Source organism: Lentzea xerophila (genome assembly GCF_051094245.1).
Lineage (GTDB): Bacteria > Actinomycetota > Actinomycetes > Mycobacteriales > Pseudonocardiaceae > Lentzea > Lentzea xerophila.
Genome location: NZ_CP194934.1, coordinates 6,024,127 through 6,045,866, shown reverse-complemented (window position 1 = coordinate 6,045,866; position 21,740 = coordinate 6,024,127). Strand labels below are relative to the sequence as shown.

Below are 21,740 nucleotides of genomic sequence, written 5' to 3'. Positions count from 1 at the left end.
GTGATGGAGCAGACCGACTTCATGCTCCCGGACGGGGAGCACGATCTCCTCCGCCGGATCCGGCTTCTGGCCGAGCGAGCGGAACGGACGGCGCACAACCGGTCCAACTTCGTGGGACCGCCGCCGTCGCAGGAGCACCTGGACATCCTCGCGGAGATCAGAGCGCTCTCCGAGGAGATGACGACAGCGACGTCGAGCGCGGTCATGTCCGGTACGCCCACACCCGTGACAGCCACACCGACAGCCACCCCCATGACGGCCTCGTCCAGGACGGCGGCCCCCAGGACAGGCAGGCGGGCCGAGGCATTGCCCCGGCCCGCCAGACCCGCGGACGACCTCATCGTCCCCGGAAAGAACTGACCGTCAGCGGCGCTGGCCGCGGACCATCTTCACGAGACCCTTCATCGTCTCCTCCAGCCCGGAGCCGAACGGGTTCTCGTGCACCAGGTATGTCCACGTCGAGCTCGGGCGCTTCACGCCGGCGTCGGCGAGGTCGTAGCCGTCGTCGGTGATCTTGGCCGCCTCGTACTTCTCCCTGGTCAGCTCCCACGACTCCGGCACGATCTTGTTGAACGCCGGGATGGCCTCCCGGTGGAACTCGTCCAACGGGTTCTGCCGGGCCAGCGCCCGCAGGTGGATGCCCTCGCGCAGGTCCGACAGGAACGTCAGGTGGTGCGTCCACAGGTCGTCGAGGAAGAAGAGCGTGATCTTGCGGGCGGCGTCGGCGGCCACCTCGTCGGACACGCCTTCCTTCTCGCCAACCTTCTCGAACGCCGCGTCCGTGCGCAGCACCACGTCGCGGTGCTTGAGCAGAATGTCGCGCTGGTGCTCGATCAGCTTGTTGTAGCGCCACGTGTTGCGGTGGATCTCGAGGTTCACGCCCTCGGCAACGCGCTGCGCGTGCTCGAAGGTGTGCAGCAGGCCCTTGTCGCGCACGCGGCCGTCGTTGTCCACTTCGGACGGATCCTCGGCGTCCGGCGCGTACTGGGTGATCAGGTCGTCCTGCATGGACGAGAAGAACACCGAGCCGCCGGGGTCGCCCTGACGGCCGGCGCGGCCGCGCAGCTGGTCGTCCAGGCGCGACGACGAGTGGCGGCCGGAGCCGATCACGTACAGGCCGCCCAGCTCGGCGATCCGGTCGTGGTCCTCGCCCTCGTGGCCACCGAGACGGATGTCCGTACCGCGGCCCGCCATCTGCGTGGAGACCGTGATGCGCTGGTACGAGCCGGCGTCGGCGATGATCGACGCCTCCTCGGCGTCGTTCTTGGCGTTGAGCACCACGCACTCGATGCCGGCGGCGCGCAGCTTGGAGGAGATCCGCTCCGACTCGGCGACGTCGAGCGTGCCGACGAGGATCGGCCGCCCGGTCTCGTGGACGGTCTTGATCTCCTCGACGATCGCGTCTTCCTTCTGCTCCAGCGTCGCGTAGAGGCGGAAGTGCTCGTCCTCGCGGATGTTCTCCTTGTTCGGCGGGATCACGAGCACCTCGAGCTCGTAGAACTCCCGCAGCGTCTCGGCGACGGCGACGGCGGTGCCGGTCATGCCGCAACGCGTCGGGTACCGCGACAGCAGCGCCTGCACCGTCATCGAGTCGAGGATCTCGCCCGACTCGGTCGTCTGCACGTTCTCCTTGGCCTCGACGGCGGCCTGCAGGCCGTCCGGCCACCGCTGCAGCTTCGCGACGCGGCCGCGGGTGTCGTTGATCAGATGCACCTTGCCGTCGCGCACGATGTAGTCGACGTCGCGGTGCAGCAGCACCTGGGCGTGCAGCGCCACGTTCACCTTCGACAGCGTGGAGGTGACGTGCTCCTGCGAGTACAGGTCGATCTCGCCGAGCGCGCGCTCGACGGCCTCCGAGCCCGCGCCGGTGAGGAAGACGTTGCGTTCCTCGTCGTCGATCTCGTAGTGCAGGTTCTGCCGCAGCCGCTTCACCAGGTCGGCGATGACGGGGTCGGCTGCCTCCGAGCTGGTCGAGCCGGCGAGCACGAGCGGCACGCGGGCCTCGTCGACGAGCACCGAGTCGGCCTCGTCGATCAGCGCGACCTCCGGCTCCGGCACGATCAGGTCGTCCGGGCTCGTGGCGATCCGGTCGCGCAGGATGTCGAACCCGATCTCGCTGACCGGCGCGTACGTGACCTCGCACTGGTAGGCCTCGCGGCGCTCCTCGGCCTTCGAGCTGCCGTTGATCCAGCCGACCGTGACGCCGAGCAGCCGGTACAGCGGCCCCATCCACTCCGCGTCGCGCTGGGCGAGGTAGTCGTTGACGCTGACCACGTGGACGCGCTTGCCCTTGATCGCGAACCCGGCCGCGGCCATGGCGCCCGCGAGCGTCTTGCCCTCACCGGTCGCCATCTCGACGACAAGGCCGCTGAGCATGCCCAGCGCACCGAGCACCTGGACGTCGAACGGACGTTGCCCGATGGCGCGCTCGGCGGCCTCCCGCGTGAGGGCCACCAGCTCGGTGTCCGTGCTCTTCTCGCGCAACTTCTTGGCGTGTTCCGTCAGCTCCTCGTCGCTGAACGCCGCGAAGGCGTCCGCGTGTTTCTCCACGTCCTTGAGGAGAGCCTGGAACGGGGCGAGGTCGACCGAGCCCGGTTTCTGCGCGAACCTGCGCATCCGCTGCTTGAAGCGCGCCATGAGAGTGGTCACGACGCAGCAACGTACGGCATCGGCTCCAGGTTCCGCAGAGTACTTGACTGTGAAGCCGGAAATGTCCGGTCAGACCGTGATGAACGGAACCGGGATCCCGGCGGCGTCGGCGAGTTTGCCCAGGTCAGCAGGGTCTGAGGTGAGCACCGCGCAGTTGTTGCTCACCGCCGCGATGACGACGGCCGCGTCCACCACGTCCGACGTGCCGGCGAGAGCGAGCAGCCTGCCGACCGCCTCGGCCACGTCCTCGGTGAAGGGGACGGGCTGGCACATCCGGCGGAGCATCGCCACAGGCGCCTGCCGAGCGGTGCCACGCCACACCTGGGCCAGGACGACGGTCGGCAGCAGGGCGCGGGTGCCCGAGTCCAACGCGTAGCGGCAAGCCGCGTAAACGCGCCCTCTCGGGTTTCCTTCGACGTGGATCAACGCGCCCGCGTCCAGGATCAGGCCACGCTTGGTCAACCGGCTTGCCTTTCTTCCGGCAGGCCCAGGAGTCGTGCCAGAGCCGCGGCACGAGCCGCCGCCTCCGCCGGTGACTCGGGAGCGCCGACGCCCGCCTCCGCCAGCTCCGCGCGGATCTCGTCGAGCTCAGCCTGGTCCGGCTCACCGAACTGCGCCGCGTAGTCCTGAGCGGCTGCCTGGGCTTCGGCGAGATCCGCTGCCGCCTCCGCCGCGTCCGCGAGCCAGGCGGACAGCGGCACGCCTGCCCGGTCTGCCGCACGCCGCGCCCTGGCGACCACGACGCCGGGCAAGGACACGCTCAACTTCTCGACCGCCATGTTCCTGATGGTAATGCGATTGGTGCTACCATGGTAGCACCAATCGCATCACGTGTTGATCAGGCTCGTTCCGGCCGGTGCGTCTCCGGCAGCCTGATCACCGACACCAGCGTGCACAGGCCCATGACCAGCAGGAACGCCGACACCGACATCGACGTCCCCGTCGCGCCCAGCAGGGCCGTCATCACGAACGGCGTGCCACCGCTGACCAGGATCGACGCCAGCTGGTACGCGAGAGAGGCGCCCGAGTACCGCACGTGCGGCTCGAACAGCTCGCCCAGGTAGGCGGCGATCGGCCCGTACACGAGAGAGGACGCGACACCGCCGATCGTCATCGCGACGAACATCCACAGCAATGAGGCCGTGTCCACGAGCAGGAAGTACGGGAACGCCCACACGATCAGGCCGACGGCGCCCGCGACGATCAGCGGACGGCGGCCGAGCCGGTCGGACAGGTGGCCCGCGTAGAGGATCACCGGGATGCTCACGAGCGACGACAGCAGGCTGACGACCAGCACCGACTCGCGGGAGAGGCCGAGCGTGGTGGTCGCGTAGGACAGCACGCCCGCGATCGACACGTAGAAGATCGCGTTGGAGGCGAACATCAGGCCCGCGCCGAGCAGGATCGGCTTGCGGTGCGTCCGCAGGGCCTCCTTCAGCGGTGCGTGCTTCACGGCCGGTGCGTTGGCACGGCGTTGCTGCAACTCACGGAAGACCGGGCTGTCCTCGACCTTCAGTTGGATGAAGAGCACCAACGGGAAGAGGAGCGCTGACGCCAGGAACGGCACCCGCCAGCCCCACGACGCAAACGCTTCCGGCGAGAGAGACGTCGTGGCGCTGATGAACGCGACGTTGCCCAGCAGCACCCCGATCGGAACGCCGGCCTGCCCGAACGTGCCCGCGAAGCCACGTTTGCGCGGACCCGCGGTCTCGGTCAGCAGCAGGACCACGCCGCCCCACTGCCCGCCGACCGCGATGCCCTGCAGGAAGCGCAGCAGGACCAGCAGCACCGGTGCGCCGACGCCGATGGACGCCGTGGTGGGCAGCAGGCCGATGACGAACGTCGCCCCCGCCATCAGCGCGAGGCAGATGACGAGCGCCGGCTTGCGGCCGAACTTGTCACCGACGTGCCCGAACACCAGGCCGCCGAGCGGGCGCGCGACGAAGCCCGCCCAGAACGTGCTGAACGACAGCAGCAGCGCCACGAGCGGCGTTGCCTCGGGGAAGAACAGCTTGGGGAACACCAGTGCCGCGGCGGTCGCGTAGATGAAAAAGTCGTACCACTCAAGGCTCGAGCCGACGAGTCCGGCTGCCATGAGCCTGCGTAAGGTCTTCTGTTCCGTAGGGGCGACGCTGACCACGGATTCTCCTCACCACGTGTCGATGAACGGGCGTTTCTTCCCGTGGGGACGGGAAGTTGCGGGGGCCAGCGCCGTGGCGATCCAGCGGCGGGTGTCGGCCGGGTCGATCACGTCGTCGATCTCGAAGACCGAGGCGACGTTCAGGGCTTTGCCGTGCTCGTAGGCCATCGCGACCATCTCGTCGTAGCGCTGCTGACGTTCCAGCGGGTCGGCGATGGCGTCGAGCTCCTTCTTGAAGCCGAGCTTGATGGCGCCTTCGAGTCCCATCGGGCCGAACTCGCCGGTGGGCCAGGCGACGGCGAACCGCGGGACCTTCAGGCTGCCCCCGGCCATGGCCTGGGCGCCGAGGCCGTACGCCTTGCGCAGGACGACGAGTCCGAAGGGGACGGTCAGGTTCGCGCCCGTCACGACCATGCGGGTGAGGTGGCGGACGGTGGCGGTCCGCTCGGCGTCGGGGCCGACCATGAAGCCCGGCGTGTCGGTCAGCGAGACGACCGGGATGTCGAACGCGTCGGCGAGCTGGAGGAAGCGGGCGCACTTGTCGGCGGCGTCGGCGTCGATCGCGCCGCCGAGGACGGTGGGGTCGTTGGCGATCAGCGCGATGGGGCGGCCTTCGACGCGGACGAGGGCGGTGACGATGGCCCTGCCGAAGCCCTTGCGGAGTTCGAGGACGGAGTCGGTGTCGGCGAGGGTGTTGATCAGGGCGCGGATGTCGTAAGCGCGGAGGCGGTTCTCGGGGACGGCGTGGCGGAGGAGGCGCTGGTCCGCGCACGTCCACGAGTGGCCGCCGGACGGCCCGAAATTGTCGGTGCTGTCTGGGAGAATTGTTTTTAGGGGTTCCCCCGAGGGCGCTGGCGAAGGCTGCGCGCTCGGCGAGGGGACGCCTGCGGGAGCCTGGAAGTAGGAGAGATACTTCTTGGCGACGGCCACCGCTTCTTCCTCCGAAGCCACCGCGATGTCCACGACACCGTTTGGCACCTGCACGTCCAACGGCCCGATGTCCTCCGGCCGGAACGTGCCGAGCCCGCCGCCCTCGATCATCGCCGGGCCGCCCATACCGATGTTCGCGCCCTCGACCGCGATGATCACGTCGCAGGTGCCCAGCAGCACCGCGTTGCCCGCGAAGCACCGGCCCGCGACCACGCCCACCAACGGCACCTGGCCGCTCAACGAAGCGAACGCGTGGAACGAGCCGCAGTCGAGGCCGCTGACCATGCTGTGGTCGGTGTCGCCGGGCCGTCCTCCGCCACCCTCGGCGAACAACACCACCGGCAGGTTCTCCTGCTGCGCCAGCGCGAACAGCCTGTCCTTCTTCTGGTGATTACGCAGGCCCTGGGTGCCCGCGAGCACGGCGTAGTCGTAGGACATCGCCACGATCCGTTGGCCGTTCACGACACCGATGCCGGCCACCATGCCGTCGGCGGGGGTGCGGGAGATCAGCTCTTCCAGCGACCGGCGCCGGCGTTGGGCGGCGATCGCCAGGCCGCCGTACTCGACGAAGTCCGTGCAGAGGTCCGCGATGTTCTCCCGCGCGGTCCGCCCACCGGCGGCGTGGCGTCTCGCGGCGGACTCGGGGCGGGAGAAGTCGTGGCGTGCCAGCACTTCGGCGAGATCCGGGCGGACGTGCTCCAAGTTCACCTCAAGAACGTCCTCAGTGGACTCACCGGCACCCGAGGCGAGCACCTGACCCTCGGCCACCGTGTCGCCGACCGACACCAGCACGTCGCCGGACACCCGCACGACGTGCTGCATCTTCATCGCTTCCAGCACCACGGAGTCCGCGGCGACGGCCACCACCGTGCCCGCCAGCGGAGCCCGCATCCCCGACACGGGCTCCTCGACGATGAAGTCGGTCGTGGCACCGACGATGTCGCGGGTCAGCAACGTTTGGAGGAACTCCAAGTTCGTGGAGACGCCCTCGACGCGGAACTCGCGCAACGCCCGCCGCGCCCGGTTCAGGGCGACGTCCAGGTCCTCGCCGTGCACCACGAGCTTCGCGAGCAACCCGTCGTACCGCGTGCCGACGCGGTAGCCGACGTACCCGTGCGTGTCGACGCGGACACCGGGGCCGGACGGCAGCCCGAACGACGACAGCACCCCGCCGGAGGTCTGGTTCACCCGGACCTGCACGGCCGAACCGCGGTCGTGCGGTGTGAAGTCGACGTCGCCGCCCCACGCCAGCAGCAGCTGGGTGCGCACGAGGTCCACTCCGGACACCATCTCGGTCACCGTGTGCTCGACCTGCAGCCGGGGGTTGACCTCCAGGAACGCGAACGAGTCGCCGGACACGAGGAACTCCACCGTGCCGACCCCGGTGTACCCGGCGGCCGTGGCGATGGCCTGGGCCGCCTCGTGCAGCGCCTTGCGCAGCGCGGGATCGAGCAGGGGAGCGGGCGCGATCTCCACGACCTTCTGGTGCCGCAGCTGCAACGAGCAGTCGCGGTCGCCGAGCACGGACGTCCCGACCAGCTGCACCTCGATGTGCCGGGCGGAGGGCAGTAGCCGTTCGAGGTAGACCTCGCCCACCCCGAACGTCGCCAGCGCCTCCGCCCGGCACGCCTCGACCGCACTGTCGAGGTCCTCGGGCGCGAACACCGCCCGCATGCCCTTGCCGCCACCACCGGCGACCGCCTTCACCATCACGGGGAACTCGCCGGGCACCGCGTCCAGCACCGGGATTCCCAGCGACGCCGCCAGGTCACGGGCTCGCCGTTTGTCACCGAGCAGTTCCAGAACGTCAGCGGACGGCCCCACGAACGTCAGCCCGCGCGCCGAACACGCCCGAGCGAACGCGGCGTTCTCAGACAGGAATCCCCACCCCGGATGCACGGCCGTACACCCCTCGGCCGCATCCAGAAGCTGGTCCACGTCCAGGTAGGGCGAAGGTCCGCGCAGCGCGACAGCACGGTCCGCGAGCGTCACGTGGAGCGAGGAGGCGTCATCCTCCGCGTACACCGCCACGGTGCGAATCCCCAGGTCAGCTGCCGCGCGCAGCACGCGGACGGCGACCTCACCCCGGTTGGCGACGAGCAGCACGGACAACCTCCTGAGCGACCGCTTAGTATGTGACGGCGGTCGCATGTTGCCATCTGAAGTGAACGGAAGTCCATACGGAACCGATCGTGGGGTTGAGACGTCAACGGAACGCTTCGCCGCAAACGGACGTTTGAGTTGGCAGACTTCCCCGCAAACTTGCGAAGGGCTTCAGGAGGCCGTAGTGGTGTTCAAGAGGATGATGCGCGCGTTCGGCGTGGGCGGGCCGACTGTCGACACGGTGCTGACCAACCCGAACGTCAGGCCCGGCGAGGTCCTGTCCGGTGAGGTGCGCATCGCCGGCGGCGAGCACCCGGCCGAGATCGACCACGTCACGCTCGCGCTGCTCACCCGCGTCGAGATCGAGAGCGGCGACAACGAGTACAACACCAACATGGAGTTCCACAAGTTCTCCGTCGGGCAGCGGATCGTCGCGCAGCCGCACCAGAACATGTCGCTGCCGTTCCAGCTCCCGGTGCCGTTCGAGTGCCCGATCAACGTCGTGGGCGGCGCGCAGCTCTCGGGCATGCAGCTCGGCCTGCGCACCGAGCTCGAGGTGCGCGGCGCGGTCGACCCCGGCGACCTCGACCCCATCTGGGTGCACCCGCTGCCGTCGCAGGACGCCGTGCTCCAGGCGTTCGGCCACATGGGCTTCCGCTTCACCAAGGCGGACAACGAGAAGGGCCGCATCCACGGCGTGCCGCAGCAGCTGCCCTTCTACCAGGAGATCGAGTTCTACCCGCCGCCGCAGTTCGCGGGCCGCGTCAAGCAGGTCGAGCTGACGTTCGTCACCACGCCGGGTGAGCTGCACGTGATCCTGGAGGCGGACAAGCGCGCCGGGCTGCTCCGCGCTGGCGGAGACGCGTACGGCCGCTTCGCCGTGTCACACCAGCAGGCCGTCGGCACGGACTGGACCGCCACGATCAACCAGTGGATGAGCCAGGTCTCCGGCAGCCGCTGGTAACTCTCGCGCTGCGGACCTCGGTGAGTGACGGGATGATTTTCTTCGGACGTTCCCGGGTATGACGGGAACAAACGGAGGAGGAGGCGACCGTGACCATCGAGAGCATCATCGGCGCGCTCATCATCGGTCTGATCCTGGGCCTGCTCGGCAAGCTGCTCGCGCCTGGCAGGCAGAACATCCCGATCTGGCTGACCCTGCTGGTCGGCATCGCGGCCGCGTTCATCGGGACGTGGATCGCGCGACTGCTCGGCGTGCAGGACACGCCCGGCATCGACTGGATCGAGGTGATCGTCCAGCTCGTCGTCGCGGCGGTCGGTGTCTCGGTCGTGGCCGGGATGTACGGCCGCAAGTCGGTCAGGTAGCCGGGTGGACCATCCTGAGGACGAGGTCGGCGTACATCGCGCCGATCTCGTTCGGGGTCCGCTTCCCGCCCGGCTGGTACCAGCGCGCGACGTCGATGCACAGCGACAGCACGGCCAGGGTCGCGCCCTTGAGGTCCGGGACGTCGAACACGCCCTCCGCGATGCCGTCCGCGATGTAGGACCGCATCCGCTGGTCGATCTGCCGGCGCAGCTCCGCCACCTCCGCGTGGTGTTCGGGAGAGAGCGCGCCGAGCTCGTACTGCACCACCCGCGCCGTCGTGTGGAACTCCGCGTGCCATCCCGCGAACGCCGCCACGGCGTTCTTCAGCCGTTCGGTCGCGTCGACGCCGTCGATGCTCGACAGCAGTGTCAACGATGTCTCGTGACCGATGAGCGAGATGTTGAAGAGCAGTTCCTCTTTGGACCGGTAGTGGATGTACACGGCCGCGGGGGACATCCCGGCGAGTGAAGCGATGTCACGCGTCGTCGTGGCGTGATATCCCTTCTCCGCGAACGCGCGAACGGCCGCGATGAGCATCCGGCGGGCGGCGTCCGGGGTGACCGTGCGCCAGGTCTCGTCGAGCAACGCGAACCCGTCCAGTCCGGTGGTCATCGGGTGCTCCTTGCGTGTTGACAGGTGATGGATCGTACTGCACGCTAAGCGTGCGCTTAGCGCTAAGCAACCGCTTAGTATGGAGGTAGTGGTGCAGCGGACGCTGTTCAACGAGGATCACGCCGCTTTTCGGGAGTCGGCGAAGGCGTTCGTCGAGCGCACGATCACGCCGAACGTCGAGAAGTTCATCGAGGAACGGGTGATCGACCGGGACGTGTGGCTGGAGGCCGGTCGCCAGGGCCTGCTCGGCCTGGAGATCCCCGAGGAGTACGGCGGCAGCGGCGCGAACGACTACCGGTTCAACACGGTGTTCGCCGAAGAGCTGTGCCGGGTCAACGCGGCCGTCGCGTCGAGCCTCGGCATCCACGGCGACGTCGTGGCGCCCTACCTCGTCGACCTGTGCACCGAGGAGCAGAAGCAGCGCTGGCTGCCCGGCATGTGCACCGGCGAGATCAAGACCGGCATCGCGATGACCGAGCCCTCCGGCGGCTCCGACCTCGCCGCGCTGAAGACCAACGCCGTGCGCGACGGTGACGACTGGATCCTCAACGGCTCCAAGACGTTCATCACCAACGGCTACACCGCAGACATGATCGTCGTCGCGGCCCGCACCGACCCGTCCAAGGGCGCCCGCGGCATCACGCTGTTCGCCGTCGAGACCGGCATGCCCGGCTTCGAGCGCGGCCGCAAGCTCGACAAGGTCGGCCAGCACCCGTCCGACACCGCGGAGCTGTTCTTCTCCGACGTCCGCCTCTCCGCCGAGCACATGATCGGCGAGGAGGGCCAGGGCTTCATCTACATGATGGAGCGGCTGCCGCAGGAACGGATCGGCGGCGCGATCTCGAACCTCGCGCACGCGCAGGGCGTCTTCGAGGAGACGCTCGAGTACGTCAAGGAACGCAAGGCGTTCGGGCAGTCCATCGGCAAGTTCCAGCACAACAAGTTCCTGCTCGCCGAGCTGCGGACCAAGCTGGACGTCTCACAGGCGTTCATCGACAACCTGACCATGCAGCACGTCAAGGGCGAGCTGACCGCGGTCGAGGCGGCGCAGGCGAAGTACTGGAGCGCCGACATCGAGAACGAGGTCATCGACGCCTGCGTGCAGCTGCACGGCGGCTACGGCTACATGACCGAGTACCGCGTCGCCCGCGCGTGGATGGACGCCCGCGTCACGAAGATCTGGGCGGGCTCCAACGAGATCATGAAGGAACTCATCGGCCGCGACCTGGGCCTGTAGAAGGAGTGTGCTGTGCCTGAAGCAGTCGTCGTCTCCACCGCCCGGTCGCCGATCGGCCGCGCCCGCAAGGGTTCTCTCGTCTCGCTGCGGCCGGACGACCTCGCCACGCAGGTGATCTCCGCGGCGCTGGGCGACCTCCCGGCCTCCGAGATCACCGACCTGCACCTCGGGTGCGCCGAGCCGCAGGACGAGCACGGCCAGAACCTCGCGCGCCGCGTGGCCGTGCAGCTGGGTTACGACACCCTGCCGGGCACGACCGTCAACCGGTTCTGCGCGTCTTCCGTGCAGACCGCGCGGATGGCCTTCCACGCCATCAAGGCGGGGGAGGGACACGGGTTCATCTCCGCCGGCGTCGAGTGTGTCTCCCGGTACATGCACTCCGGTGCGCCGTCGTCCAACCCGCTGTTCGACGAGGCGCAGCAACGGACCGTGGACACCGCTGCGTCCAACACTCCGTGGACCGACCCGCGCCTGGACGGCAAGCTGCCCGACTACTACATCTCGATGGGCCAGACGGCCGAGAACGTCGCGACGCGGCTGGGCATCTCGCGGCACGACCAGGACGAGTTCGGCGTGCGGTCGCAGAACCTCGCCGAGAAGGCGATCGCGGACGGCTTCTTCGCCCGCGAGATCACCCCTGTCGTTCTCGCCGACGGAACCGTCGTGTCGGCGGACGACGGCCCGCGTGCCGGCGTCACCTACGAGGCCGTGTCGGCGTTGAAGCCGTCGTTCCGGCCCGACGGCACGGTCACGCCCGGCAACTGTTGCCCGTTGAACGACGGCGCGGCCGCGGTCGTGATCATGAGCGACGTGCGGGCGCGTGAGCTGGGGCTGACTCCGTTGGCGCGCATCGTGTCCACCGGTGTCTCGGGCCTGTCGCCGGAGATCATGGGCCTCGGCCCGGTCGACGCCACGCGGCAGGCGCTGGGACACGCCGGTCTGTCCATTTCGGACATCGACCTGGTGGAGATCAACGAGGCGTTCGCCGTCCAGGTGCTCGGTTCGCAGCGCGCGCTGGGCATCGACACCGACAGGCTGAACGTGCACGGCGGCGCGATCGCCCTGGGCCACCCGTTCGGCTCGACCGGCGCGCGGATCATGACGACCCTGATCAACGGCATGCGGGCCCGCGACGCCCAGTTCGGGCTCGAGACGATGTGCGTCGGCGGCGGTCAGGGCATGGCGATCATCCTGGAAAGGCTTTCGTAGTGGGAATCCTGGACAAGTTCCGTCTGGACGGGAAGGTCGCGATCGTCACCGGCGCGTCCTCGGGCCTGGGCGTGGCGTTCGCGCGCGGCCTGGCCGAGGCGGGCGCGGACGTCGTGCTGGCCGCCCGCCGCGCGGACAGGCTGAAGGACACCGCAGGCCTGGTCGAGGCCGCCGGTCGTCGGGCGCTGGTCGTGCAGGCGGACGTCTCGCAGCCCGGCGACTGCCGCGAGGTGGCGCGGGCCGCCGCCGAGTTCGGCACGGTGTCGGTGCTCGTGAACAACGCCGGTGTGGCCTCCGCGGTGCCGGCCTCGCGGGAGACGCCGGAGGAGTTCCGCGGCGTCATGGACGTGAACCTCAACGGCGCCTACTGGATGGCCCAGGCGGCCGCCGCCGTCATGAAGTCCGGCGGCTCGATCATCAACATCTCCAGCGTGCTGGGCCTGGTGACCGGCGGCATCCCGCAGGCCGCGTACTCGGCGTCGAAGGCCGGCCTGCTCGGCCTCACGCGCGACCTGGCGCAGCAGTGGACCGGGCGCAAGGGCATCCGCGTCAACGCGATCTGCCCCGGCTTCTTCGCCTCGGAGATGACCGACCAGTACCCGCCCGGCTACCTGGAGAAGATGCAGGCGGCACTGCCCGCCGGGCGCATCGGTGACCCGGAGGAGCTGGCCGCGGCCGTCGTCTTCCTGGCCTCGCCCGCCGGTGGGTACGTCACCGGCGAGACGCTCGTCGTCGACGGTGGCGCTGTCATCGTTTAGGCGCTGTCATCGTTTAGTCGTTGGACACGTCGGGGACGATCAGCACGTGATTGCCTTGGATCAGGTGCTGGTCGTCGACGTGGAGTCGACCTGCTGGGAAGGGACGCCGCCTCCCGGTGAGGTCTCGGAGATCATCGAGATCGGGATCTGCCCGGTCTCGGTGGAGTCGGGCGTTCGCGGTGAGCGGCGCAGCGTCCTCGTACGGCCCACACGGTCGTCCGTCAGTCCTTTCTGCACTCAGCTGACCACGTTGACGGCCGACCAGGTCGCCGCCGGTGTGTCGTTCGCCGAGGCGTGCGCGTTGCTGCGCAAGGAGTACCGGTCGGATCGCCGGGTATGGGCGTCCTACGGCGACTACGACCGCAAGATGTTCGAACGCCAGTGCGCGGACTTCGGCGTGAAGTACCCGTTCGGGCCGCGGCACGTCAACGTCAAGACGCTCTTCGCACTGGTCAACAAGCTGCCGCGCGAGGTCGGGATGGCCGAGGCGGTGCGCCTTGCCGGGCACGAGCTCGACGGCACACACCACCGCGGCCACGACGACGCCCACAACATCGCGGGCCTGCTGGCCGAGCTGCTCCGGCGGTGAGATCACCTGTTCGGGGGATTCCAGTCGATCCCGACCGTGCAGACTCGGGTGGAGTCCCGCCACACCGTGATGGCGAACGTGCCCGCGTCCGCTGACACCCGCGCGAGGAACTCCGTCGCGCAGGCGACCGTGTAGCGGGACTTCCAGTCGGCTTCTTTCCTTATGTACCAACCATGATCCGTCACGGCCTCGACGTAGGCGAGGGTGAGCCGGCCGTTCCGGCTGCGCCGGTGGTACTGGATGCTGTGGACGTACTCCATGACGAGGACGGTCCTCACCAGACCTCGCCACCGTGATTCACGAATGTCAGATCTGATCCGTAACGTTTGGGGTTATGACCGACCCAACGTTCCGGCAGGTGCGCCTCGGCGAGGCGCTGAGGAAGCTGCGCGAACGGGCCGGGATCAGTCAGCGGGAGGCGGCGTTCCAGCTCCGCTACAACTATCAGAAGCTGAGCCGCATCGAGAACGGTCAGTTGCCGGAGTACCACGGCCTGCGCGCGATGCTCGACCTCTACGGAGTGCTCGTCTCGGAGGAGACGCCGTACATCGACATGTGGGAGCGCGCCAGCGAGAAGGGCTGGTGGCACCCCTATCGCGTCGCTGACCACGGCTATCTCAGCCTGGAGCACGACGCCACCCGGCTGAGCACGTTCTCCCTCGGTTACATCCCTGGCCTCTTGCAGATCGAGGGTTATATGCGTGCATTGTTCGCAGGATGGCAGGTTCAGCGCTCACGAAAATGGATCGAGAACCAGATCGCGGTTCGGACGCGGCGGCAGGAGCGGCTGGTCACCGATGAAGGGCTCGAATATCACGCGATCATCGCCGAGGCGGCTTTTCCTCTTGCTGATCGCGAGCAGTTGCTGCACATCAATGAGATGGGCACGAGACCCAACGTGAGGGTGCAGGTCCTGCCGTTCACCGCGGGCTTGAACGACGGGTACACCGGATCGTTCCACCTGCTTGACTTCGCCCACCTCGCTGACATGACCGTGCTTTACGTCGAACATCCCGCCGGCGCCGCGCACGTGGAGGACAGCGAACGGGTGAAGGCCAGTAAAGTGCTCTTCAAGCACCTCTCGAAGCTGGCGCTGACGCCGGACGGGTCCGCCGATTGGATCGGGAGGTTGGCTGCTGAGAGGTAGGGATCGACTTGTCTGCTGTGTGGCGGAAGAGCAGCCGGAGCAACGCCGGCGACAACACGGAGTGCGTGGAGATCGCCCTGGACGGCCCCGCCGCCCGTATCCGTGACTCGAAGGGCCAGGCGGACACCACTGTCGCGGCGCCCGCCTGGGCTGCGTTCCTCGCGACCGTCAAGGGCGGTGAGCTGGACCGCTGATCAGAAGGTGATCACGTCGGCCGTAGCGGGGTTCGTCCTGCCCGCCAGCACCGACTGCCAGACCTCGGCCAACTCGTCGGGTCCGGTGTGCGTGACGACGGTGACCCAGTCGCCCGCCCGCGCGGTGAAGTCGCGCCACGCCTCGCCGAAGCGGTGAGCGAGGCCCTCGGCGCCCCAGTCGGCGGTGCGCTTGCGCAGCTGGTTCGGGGCGAAGAAGAACTCGGAGCGCTGGTCGGACGGCGCGGCCTGGTGGGTGAGGCCGATCGAGATGTCCTTCCGCAGGTCCGCGCCGAGGCGGTCGTGTAGCGCTGAACGGACGTCGGCCGAGCCGCTGAAGTCCAGGTAGACGCTCGGTTCGAGGTCGACGGCGGCGTCGTAGGGGAGCACGGTGTCGTAGAGGCCCAGGCTGGTCGTGAATTCCACGTTGCGGGGCGAGGTCAGGCCGACGAGCCGGCCTCCCCGGTCACGGAGGCACTGCGCGGTGCCGAACGCCGTCTTGCTGGACGCGGAGGAGAACACGACCGTCCGGGCGCCGTGGAAGTCGTTGTCCGCCAGTTGGTCGGCGAGCAGGAACGACGTGAGGAACAGCGGCCGGAACAGCACCTGGAGGTCTTCCAGCCGCTCGTCGTAGGCCGGGTCGCTGGTGGTGACGAGGTAGCTGTTGTACACGGCCGGCAGGTCGCCGCGGTGCTTGCCGGCGTCCGCGAAACCGGACGAGGTCAGCCTGGGGCACACCACGAGGTGGCTGGACATGGGGAGGTAGCCGTAGACGCGGGTGCCGGTCGGCAGTCCGTCCACAGTGGATTCCACGACGTCGGCGAAACCCCACACCGGGATGACGCCGCGGCCCTCGGCGGTGGTCGGGAAGAAGCGCCAGTAGCCGATCATGTCGGCGATGAGGCCGTAGGTGACGTTGTTGGCGGTGAGGCCGGCGCGGCTGACGCGCAGCAGCACCTCGCCGTCGGACAAAGCGGGCAGTTCGTCGTGCAGGACTTCGGTTTTGGCGAGGTCGTCACGGTCGACGACGAGGGTCCAGCGAGTGGTCATTGCCTCGGTTCTCCTTGGTCGGGAGGTACGCTCCGGTCGTGACCGTGCCTGAAAGACTGATCGATTCCGCCACCCGCCTGTTCGCGGACAAGGGGTACGAGCGGGTCGCCGTCCAGGAGATCGTGGAACACGCCGGTGTCACCAAAGGCGCGATGTACCACTACTTCGGGTCGAAGGACGACCTGCTGCACGAGATCTACGGGCGGTTGCTGCGCTTGCAGACCGAACACCTGGAGAAGATCGCCTCGGCGGACGGGCCGGTCACCACGCGGCTGCGCGAGGCCGCGATCGACGTGATCGTCACGAGCATCGAGGACTTCGACGCCGCCAAGGTGTTCTTCCGCTCGATGAACCACCTCTCGGCCGAGAAGCAGCGGGAGGTGCGGGCGGAACGGCGGCGTTTCCACGAGATGTTCCGCGCCCTGGTCGAGGAGGGCCAGCGGGACGGGACGTTCCGCGCCGACGTGCCGGCCGACGTCGCCACGTACTACTTCTTCGGGTCGTTGCACCAGCTGGGCACCTGGTACCGCCCGGACGGGGAGATCCCGGCCGGGCGGCTGGCGGAGCACTACGCGGACCTGCTGATCCACAGCCTCAGGCCCTGATCGTCAGGGGACGATGACACTGACGATCTCGGCCACGCACGCGGGCTTCTCGCTGCCCTCGATCTCGACGACGACCTTGGTCACGAGCTGCTTGCCCAGCGAGATGTCCGTGACGTCCAGCAGCTCGACGCCCGCGCGCACCCGGGCGCCGACGAGCACCGGCTGCGGGAAGCGGACCTTGTTGCTGCCGTAGTTGACGCCCATCTTGATGTTCTTGACGGTGTAGATGTCCCGCACCAGGTACGGCACCAGCGACAGCGTCAGGTAACCGTGCGCCACCGGGCCGCCGAACGGGCCCTTCGACGCCTTCTCGACGTCGATGTGGATCCACTGGTGGTCCAGCGTCGCGTCGGCGAACAGGTTGACCTGCTCCTGCGTGACCTCGTGCCACTCGCCGAACCCGAGGTGCTCGCCCTTCGCGGCGACCAGCTCGTCGATGTTCTCGAAAGCGCGCATGGTGGTGGCCTCAGTCCTTCGGTCCGCCGGCGACGTAGATGACCTGGCCGGACACGAACCCGGCGCCCTCGCTGACGAGGAACGACGCGGTGTGCGCGATGTCCTCGGGCTGGCCGACCCGCGCGACCGGGATCGTCTGCGCGGCACCGGTGAGGAAGTCCTCGAACGAGATCTTCATGCGCTCGGCGGTCGCCTTGGTCATCTCGGTGGCGATGAAGCCGGGCGCGATCGCGTTGACCGTGACGCCGAACTTGCCGAGCTCGATCGCGAGGGTCTTGGTGAAGCCCTGCAGACCGGCCTTGGCGGCGGAGTAGTTGGCCTGGCCGCGGTTGCCCAGGGCGCTCGTGCTCGACAGGTTGACGATGCGGCCGAAGCCTTCTTTCGTCTGGTAGGCCTGTACGGCCTTGCTCATCAGGAACGCGCCGCGCAGGTGCACGTTCATGACGGTGTCCCAGTCGTCGGACGTCATCTTGAACAGCAGGTTGTCGCGCAGCACGCCGGCGTTGTTGATCAGCACGGTCGGCGCGCCGAGCTCCTCGGCGACCTTCGCGACAGCAGCGTTGACCTGCTCCTCGTCGGCGACGTCGACCTTGAGGCCGATGGCACGACCACCGCTCGCGGCGATCTTCTCGGCGCCGTCCAGCACGCCCTGCTCGTCGAGGTCGAGCAACGCGACGGCCAGGCCGTCCGCGGCGAGACGCTGCGCGACCGCGGCACCGATGCCACGAGCCGCGCCGGTGACGATCGCAACCCTGTCGGCCACGGGTCCTCCTTCGTTGGGGATGGTGAGCTAAGCAAGCGCTTAGTAACCTACCTATCAGTCCGCTTGACGTCCAGGCCCTGTTCGGACGACCATACCGACTGGTCGGAATGTGGCAATTCGAGGAGGCAGGTGCCCGTGGAACTCACCGGCAAGGTCGCGCTCATCACCGGCGGAGCCAACGGCATCGGTGCCGCCTCCGCCCGGCGGCTGGCTGAACGCGGTGCGCGTCTGGTGCTCGCCGACATCGACGCCGAGCAGGGCAAGGCCGTCGCCGACGAGGTCGGTGGCGTGTTCGTGCGCTGCGACGTGACGGTGCCGTCGGACTCGGCGGCCGCGGTGGAGACCGCCGTGCGCGAGTTCGGTGGGCTCGACATCGCGTTCCTGAACGCCGGCATCGGCACCGGTTGCTCGTTGGGCGACGACTTCGACGTCGAGACGTACCGCCGTGCGATGGCCATCAATCTCGACGGCGTCGTCTACGGCACGCACTACGCGTTGCCCGAGGTGCGCAAGCGCGGCGGTCAGATCATCGCGACGGCCTCGATGGCCGGTCTGATGCCGATGCCCGGCGACCCCGTCTACGGCGCCAACAAGGCCGCCGTGGTCGGACTGGTGCGTTCGCTCGGCGGCGCCTACTCCGACGTGCGCGTGAACGCGCTGTGCCCGGCGTTCGCCGACACCGACATCATCAAGCCGCTGCGTTCGACGCTGGAGGAGATCGGCATGCCGATCCTGCCGGTGTCGGCCGTGGTGGACACCTTCATGTCCATCGTGGAGGGCTCCGGGACCGGCGAGGCGTGGTTCGTGCAGGCCGGCCGCGCCTCGGAGCCGTTCGGCTTCCGCAACCCGCCCGGCCCGCGCGCCGCCGACGGGTCGCGCGTCGAGGCCGCCCACAAGGACCCCGTTTCGATCGCGCTCAAGGAGAGCTGACGTGCGAGCCATCCAGATCACCGAGTTCGGCGGGCCCGAGGTGCTCCAGGAGGTGGAGCTGCCCGACCCGGTACCGGGTGAGGGCGAGGTGCTGATCGACGTCTCCCGCGCCGGCCTCAACTACGCGGACACGCACCAGGCCGAGAACTCGTACCTGGCGCAGATGCAGTTGCCGCTGGTGCCGGGCGGCGAGGTCGTCGGGACGACGGAGGACGGGCGCCGGGTCGTCGCGCTGACGAACTCCGGTGGGTACGCGGAGAAGGCCGTGGCGCACGCTGCCACCACCTTCGACGTTCCGGACGGTGTGGACGACCTGACCGCGCTGTCGTTGATCGTGCAGGGGGCCACGGCGTGGCTTCTGCTGCGCAAGTCGACCCACATGGAGCCCGGCGAGTCGGTCGTCGTGCACGCCGCCGCCGGTGGAGTGGGGACGATCGCCGTCCAGCTGGCGAAGCTGTGGGGTGCCGGACGGGTCATCGCCACCGCCTCGTCCGACGACAAGCGGAAGCTGGCGCTGGACCTGGGCGCGGACGTGGCGATCGACTCGCGCGCTGAGGACATGACCGCCGCGCTGAAAGAGGCCAACGGCGGCCGCCGGGTCGACGTGGTGCTGGACATGACTGGAGGGGCGACCACTGATCAGTCGCTGGTGGCGCTGGCTCCTTTTGGGCGGCTGGCGTTTTATGGCATGGCCTCGCGGGAAAGGCCGAAGCCGGCTGACCTCGGGGCGCTGCTGGTGCACTCCACGGCCGTTGCGGGTATGTGGCTGCCGCACGCCCTGAAGGTGCGCGACGCCGAGCACGGGACGCTGGTGCACCGCGCGATGGCCGAGCTGTTCGGGCTCGTGGTCGACGGGAAGCTGAAGGCGATCCCCGGCGGCGAGTACGGCATGGCCGAGGTCCGGCAGGCGCACGAGGACCTGCGCTCCCGCCGGACCACCGGCAAACTCCTGCTGGACCCGTCCCGCTAGCCGTTCTGAGGGCACGCGGGTCCCCGCGTGCCCTCCGCCGTGCGAAAAAGGGCGGCCCGCGTGGTGCGGGCCGCCCTTTTCGCGTCTTGCCGAGTTACTCGGAGAGCTCCGCCAGCTGGGCCTTCACCCTGGCCAGCTCGGCCTCCAGCTCCTCCATGCGGGTGCGGTGCTGGTCGCGCGCCGCCTCGAGCACCGTTTCGATGCCCTCCGCGATGTCCTCGTGCAGCTCCTTGGCCGCCTTGGCCACGGCGATGGCCGGGATGACCAGGCCCGACACGACGCGCTGCGTGCCGTGGACCAGGTCGGCCTGCCATTCGCCCTCGGCGGTGCCGGTCACCGTGAGCGTGAGCTCGACGGTGCGGGTCTTCTTCGCCGTGCTCTTGGGACGGCCGGCCTTCGGCTTCTCGGCCTTGGGGGCCTCAGTCGCCTTGGGAGCCTCGACGGCCTTCGGAGCCTCCACCGGCTTCGGAGCCTCGGCCTTCTCGGCCGTGGGGGCCGACGCCGGAGTCTCCTCCACGACGGTCTCCTCGACTGCCTGCACCTCGGTGAGCGTGTCCGACACGATCAGGTTTCCTCTCTGCGCAACGACGTGACCCCGCACACAGCATAGAACACTTGTTCGATCAGCTGTAAATGGGGTCGCCGCAGAGCCTAGTCAGTACGGCGGGAGCTGCACGCGCCACTGCCGTTCGACGTCGATGACGCCGGGCACCGCCTGCAGAGCCGGGATGGCGCGGATCTCCGCGGTGCCGGTGACCACGCCCAGGGCCTCCAGGACCGTGTCGACCACCAGGCCCGCCTCCCGCAGGTCGTCCAGCACCCGCGGGAGGCTGCCCTCGGTCACGGAGACCATCACCTGGTCCACCGCAGCGGTCATGGCGCCTGGACGAGTCCGCTGCCGATGTCGGTGGACGGCAGGGGCAGACGCAGGGCCGTGCCGACGAGACGCGCCCACAGCTCGTAGCCGCGCGCACCGGTCTTCTCGGCGATCAGGACCGCCACCCCGGCCACGTGCGGGGTGGCCATCGACGTGCCGCGCAGCCGGCGGTACTTCTCCGGCAGCTTGAAGGACGAGTGGACGTCCACACCGGGCGCGCACACGTCGATCTGGCCGATCTTGTCCGCCGAGCCCGAGGAGAACGACGCGATCGCGCGGTTCACGTCGATCGCGGCCACGGCGATGATGCTGGGGCAACGGGCCGGGTGGCCGACCGGTGCGACGCGGCCGGGGCGTGCGGAGGCGTTGCCCGCGGCGGCGATGATCAGGCTGCCCTTGGCCATCGCGCGCTGGGCGACGGCCTCGTAGATCTGCGAGTACGGGGTACCCGCCGGGACGTCGGCGCCCAGGGACATCGAGATGATCGCGCAGCCGTTGGAGACCGCCCAGTCGATGCCCGCGAGGATGCCGCCGTCGGAGCCGGAGCCCGCGTTCGACAGGACCTTGCCCGCGAAGATCTCGGCCTCGTGCGCCACGCCGTAACCGGGCAGCGTCGCGGGCTTGCGCGGGCCCGCGGACGTGCCGATGCAGTGCGTGCCGTGGCCGTGGCCGTCCTGCACGTCCTCGCCGGCGATGAACGACTTCGTGGTGATCGCGCGACCCTCGAAGTCCGGGTGTTTCGTCTCCCAGCCGGTGTCGAGTACCGCGATCTTGACGCCCTTACCGGTGGCCGTGCTGACGTCGGCGCCGACCGCCTGCAGCCCCCAGGTCAGCGCGGACTCGTCGGCCGCTGCCTCCGGTGCCTCCTCTTCGGCCGGTGCCGCGAACACGTGCACGACGCGTTCCGGCTCGACGATCCGCACCGGGCCGGGGCGCTCGGCGGCGCCGTTCAGCTCGGCCAGCAGGTTCGGGTCGGCGGACACCACCGCGACACCGAGTTCCGGGAAGACCTGGACGGCCTCCGGGTCCAGATCACCGCTGTTGGGGTCGAACCCGGCGATCGCGCCGAGCTCGGCCACCCCCTCTTCGATGGCGTCTTCCTGCAACAGCACCAGGAACCGGCCGGTGGTCTCCACTTCCGCGGGTTCGGTCATGACGATTCGCCCCTACTCTCCGTACTAGCCCTCACTAGAGAGT

The 21,740-nt window shown here is 68.9% G+C and carries 25 protein-coding genes; 12 read left to right on the top strand and 13 right to left on the bottom strand.

The features are described 5' to 3' along the window. Complete coding sequence (locus ACRSBM_RS28495; protein ID WP_434447811.1) at positions 1-360, top strand: hypothetical protein; 360 nt, start codon at positions 1-3, stop codon at positions 358-360. Between the two features lie 3 nt (positions 361-363). On the opposite strand, the gene secA2 is transcribed toward ACRSBM_RS28495, so the two are convergent. The 5 genes from secA2 to ACRSBM_RS28470 form a co-directional block, all read right to left on the bottom strand. Next, positions 364-2,649, bottom strand: a complete 2,286-nt coding sequence (gene secA2, locus ACRSBM_RS28490; RefSeq protein WP_434447809.1) for an accessory Sec system translocase SecA2 — start codon at positions 2,647-2,649, stop codon at positions 364-366. 69 nt (positions 2,650-2,718) lie between these two features. After that, entirely contained in the window at positions 2,719-3,111 is a 393-nt protein-coding gene (locus tag ACRSBM_RS28485) for a PIN domain-containing protein (RefSeq protein WP_434447807.1), read from the bottom strand. Further along, the gene (locus ACRSBM_RS28480) at positions 3,108-3,428 is read right to left on the bottom strand and encodes a hypothetical protein (protein ID WP_434447805.1); all 321 of its coding nucleotides are present in this window, start codon (positions 3,426-3,428) and stop codon (positions 3,108-3,110) included. The genes ACRSBM_RS28485 and ACRSBM_RS28480 overlap by 4 nt, the downstream gene beginning before the upstream one ends. A 59-nt stretch (positions 3,429-3,487) precedes the next feature. After that, positions 3,488-4,744, bottom strand: a complete 1,257-nt coding sequence (locus ACRSBM_RS28475; protein WP_434447804.1) for an MFS transporter — start codon at positions 4,742-4,744, stop codon at positions 3,488-3,490. Between the two features lie 54 nt (positions 4,745-4,798). Beyond that, positions 4,799-7,870, bottom strand: a complete 3,072-nt coding sequence (locus ACRSBM_RS28470; protein ID WP_434447802.1) for a carboxyl transferase domain-containing protein — start codon at positions 7,868-7,870, stop codon at positions 4,799-4,801. A gap of 136 nt (positions 7,871-8,006) precedes the next feature. On the opposite strand from ACRSBM_RS28470, the gene ACRSBM_RS28465 reads away from it, so the two are divergent. Further along, positions 8,007-8,786: a sporulation protein gene (locus ACRSBM_RS28465; protein WP_434447800.1), complete on the top strand. Its 780-nt coding sequence runs from the start codon at positions 8,007-8,009 to the stop codon at positions 8,784-8,786. Between the two features lie 89 nt (positions 8,787-8,875). Next, on the top strand, positions 8,876-9,148 hold the full coding sequence (locus ACRSBM_RS28460) for a GlsB/YeaQ/YmgE family stress response membrane protein (protein ID WP_434447798.1): 273 nt from the start codon (positions 8,876-8,878) through the stop codon (positions 9,146-9,148). Here ACRSBM_RS28460 and ACRSBM_RS28455 read toward each other — a convergent pair. Next, complete coding sequence (locus tag ACRSBM_RS28455) at positions 9,141-9,761, bottom strand: TetR/AcrR family transcriptional regulator (RefSeq protein ID WP_434447796.1); 621 nt, start codon at positions 9,759-9,761, stop codon at positions 9,141-9,143. The two genes, ACRSBM_RS28460 and ACRSBM_RS28455, sit on opposite strands and share 8 nt — an antisense overlap. Positions 9,762-9,852: 91 nt before the next feature. On the opposite strand from ACRSBM_RS28455, the gene ACRSBM_RS28450 reads away from it, so the two are divergent. The 4 genes from ACRSBM_RS28450 to ACRSBM_RS28435 are packed head-to-tail and all read left to right on the top strand — an operon-like array spanning position 9,853 to position 13,554. Further along, a complete protein-coding gene (locus ACRSBM_RS28450) occupies positions 9,853-10,998 on the top strand; it encodes an acyl-CoA dehydrogenase family protein (protein ID WP_434447794.1) in 1,146 nt (381 codons plus the stop codon). Positions 10,999-11,010: 12 nt separating this feature from the next. Then, positions 11,011-12,207, top strand: a complete 1,197-nt coding sequence (locus ACRSBM_RS28445; RefSeq protein ID WP_434447792.1) for an acetyl-CoA C-acetyltransferase — start codon at positions 11,011-11,013, stop codon at positions 12,205-12,207. Beyond that, positions 12,207-12,965, top strand: a complete 759-nt coding sequence (locus ACRSBM_RS28440) for an SDR family NAD(P)-dependent oxidoreductase (protein ID WP_434447790.1) — start codon at positions 12,207-12,209, stop codon at positions 12,963-12,965. The genes ACRSBM_RS28445 and ACRSBM_RS28440 overlap by 1 nt, the downstream gene beginning before the upstream one ends. Before the next feature lie 46 nt (positions 12,966-13,011). Then, the gene (locus tag ACRSBM_RS28435; RefSeq protein WP_434447788.1) at positions 13,012-13,554 is read left to right on the top strand and encodes an exonuclease domain-containing protein; all 543 of its coding nucleotides are present in this window, start codon (positions 13,012-13,014) and stop codon (positions 13,552-13,554) included. A 2-nt stretch (positions 13,555-13,556) separates the two neighbouring features. Here the strand turns inward: ACRSBM_RS28435 and ACRSBM_RS28430 are convergent, their stop codons facing one another. Next, positions 13,557-13,832 (bottom strand): hypothetical protein, encoded by a 276-nt coding sequence (locus tag ACRSBM_RS28430; protein WP_434447786.1) that lies wholly within the window; start codon positions 13,830-13,832, stop codon positions 13,557-13,559. A gap of 56 nt (positions 13,833-13,888) precedes the next feature. On the opposite strand from ACRSBM_RS28430, the gene ACRSBM_RS28425 reads away from it, so the two are divergent. After that, a complete protein-coding gene (locus ACRSBM_RS28425; RefSeq protein ID WP_434447784.1) occupies positions 13,889-14,701 on the top strand; it encodes a helix-turn-helix domain-containing protein in 813 nt (270 codons plus the stop codon). A 17-nt stretch (positions 14,702-14,718) separates the two neighbouring features. Further along, on the top strand, positions 14,719-14,895 hold the full coding sequence (locus ACRSBM_RS28420; RefSeq protein ID WP_434453245.1) for a DUF397 domain-containing protein: 177 nt from the start codon (positions 14,719-14,721) through the stop codon (positions 14,893-14,895). Here ACRSBM_RS28420 and ACRSBM_RS28415 read toward each other — a convergent pair whose 3' ends face one another. Continuing rightward, a complete protein-coding gene (locus tag ACRSBM_RS28415; protein WP_434447782.1) occupies positions 14,896-15,942 on the bottom strand; it encodes a DUF2855 family protein in 1,047 nt (348 codons plus the stop codon). A 38-nt stretch (positions 15,943-15,980) separates the two neighbouring features. Here ACRSBM_RS28415 and ACRSBM_RS28410 point away from each other — a divergent pair, with 38 nt between their 5' ends. Next, entirely contained in the window at positions 15,981-16,547 is a 567-nt protein-coding gene (locus ACRSBM_RS28410) for a TetR/AcrR family transcriptional regulator (protein WP_434447780.1), read from the top strand. Between the two features lie 3 nt (positions 16,548-16,550). Here ACRSBM_RS28410 and ACRSBM_RS28405 read toward each other — a convergent pair whose 3' ends face one another. Next, entirely contained in the window at positions 16,551-17,003 is a 453-nt protein-coding gene (locus ACRSBM_RS28405; RefSeq protein ID WP_434447778.1) for a MaoC family dehydratase, read from the bottom strand. Between the two features lie 10 nt (positions 17,004-17,013). Then, on the bottom strand, positions 17,014-17,766 hold the full coding sequence (gene fabG, locus ACRSBM_RS28400) for a 3-oxoacyl-ACP reductase FabG (protein WP_434447776.1): 753 nt from the start codon (positions 17,764-17,766) through the stop codon (positions 17,014-17,016). A 129-nt stretch (positions 17,767-17,895) separates the two neighbouring features. On the opposite strand from fabG, the gene ACRSBM_RS28395 reads away from it, so the two are divergent. Both ACRSBM_RS28395 and ACRSBM_RS28390 read left to right on the top strand, forming a co-directional pair. After that, the gene (locus ACRSBM_RS28395; protein WP_434447774.1) at positions 17,896-18,696 is read left to right on the top strand and encodes an SDR family NAD(P)-dependent oxidoreductase; all 801 of its coding nucleotides are present in this window, start codon (positions 17,896-17,898) and stop codon (positions 18,694-18,696) included. A 1-nt stretch (position 18,697) separates the two neighbouring features. Further along, a complete protein-coding gene (locus ACRSBM_RS28390; protein ID WP_434447772.1) occupies positions 18,698-19,666 on the top strand; it encodes a quinone oxidoreductase family protein in 969 nt (322 codons plus the stop codon). A gap of 94 nt (positions 19,667-19,760) precedes the next feature. Here ACRSBM_RS28390 and ACRSBM_RS28385 read toward each other — a convergent pair whose 3' ends face one another. The 3 genes from ACRSBM_RS28385 to ACRSBM_RS28375 form a co-directional block, all read right to left on the bottom strand. After that, positions 19,761-20,228, bottom strand: a complete 468-nt coding sequence (locus tag ACRSBM_RS28385) for a DUF6319 family protein (RefSeq protein WP_434447770.1) — start codon at positions 20,226-20,228, stop codon at positions 19,761-19,763. Positions 20,229-20,321: 93 nt separating this feature from the next. After that, a complete protein-coding gene (locus ACRSBM_RS28380) occupies positions 20,322-20,543 on the bottom strand; it encodes a hypothetical protein (protein ID WP_434447768.1) in 222 nt (73 codons plus the stop codon). After that, positions 20,540-21,697, bottom strand: a complete 1,158-nt coding sequence (locus ACRSBM_RS28375) for a S8 family peptidase (RefSeq protein WP_434447766.1) — start codon at positions 21,695-21,697, stop codon at positions 20,540-20,542. Before ACRSBM_RS28375 ends, ACRSBM_RS28380 begins: the two co-directional genes overlap by 4 nt. Positions 21,698-21,740: the final 43 nt, after the last annotated feature.

What these genes read in the sequence shown, in the direction of transcription:
- ACRSBM_RS28455 (WP_434447796.1), bottom strand. Translation starts at nt 9,761, where the DNA reads ATGACCACCGGACTGGACGGGTTCGCGTTGCTCGACGAGACCTGGCGC.
- ACRSBM_RS28475 (WP_434447804.1), bottom strand. Translation starts at nt 4,744, where the DNA reads ATGGCAGCCGGACTCGTCGGCTCGAGCCTTGAGTGGTACGACTTTTTC.
- ACRSBM_RS28425 (WP_434447784.1), top strand. Translation starts at nt 13,889, where the DNA reads ATGACCGACCCAACGTTCCGGCAGGTGCGCCTCGGCGAGGCGCTGAGG.
- ACRSBM_RS28375 (WP_434447766.1), bottom strand. Translation starts at nt 21,697, where the DNA reads ATGACCGAACCCGCGGAAGTGGAGACCACCGGCCGGTTCCTGGTGCTG.
- ACRSBM_RS28470 (WP_434447802.1), bottom strand. Translation starts at nt 7,870, where the DNA reads ATGCGACCGCCGTCACATACTAAGCGGTCGCTCAGGAGGTTGTCCGTG.
- ACRSBM_RS28415 (WP_434447782.1), bottom strand. Translation starts at nt 15,942, where the DNA reads ATGACCACTCGCTGGACCCTCGTCGTCGACCGTGACGACCTCGCCAAA.
- ACRSBM_RS28380 (WP_434447768.1), bottom strand. Translation starts at nt 20,543, where the DNA reads ATGACCGCTGCGGTGGACCAGGTGATGGTCTCCGTGACCGAGGGCAGC.
- ACRSBM_RS28480 (WP_434447805.1), bottom strand. Translation starts at nt 3,428, where the DNA reads ATGGCGGTCGAGAAGTTGAGCGTGTCCTTGCCCGGCGTCGTGGTCGCC.
- ACRSBM_RS28405 (WP_434447778.1), bottom strand. Translation starts at nt 17,003, where the DNA reads ATGCGCGCTTTCGAGAACATCGACGAGCTGGTCGCCGCGAAGGGCGAG.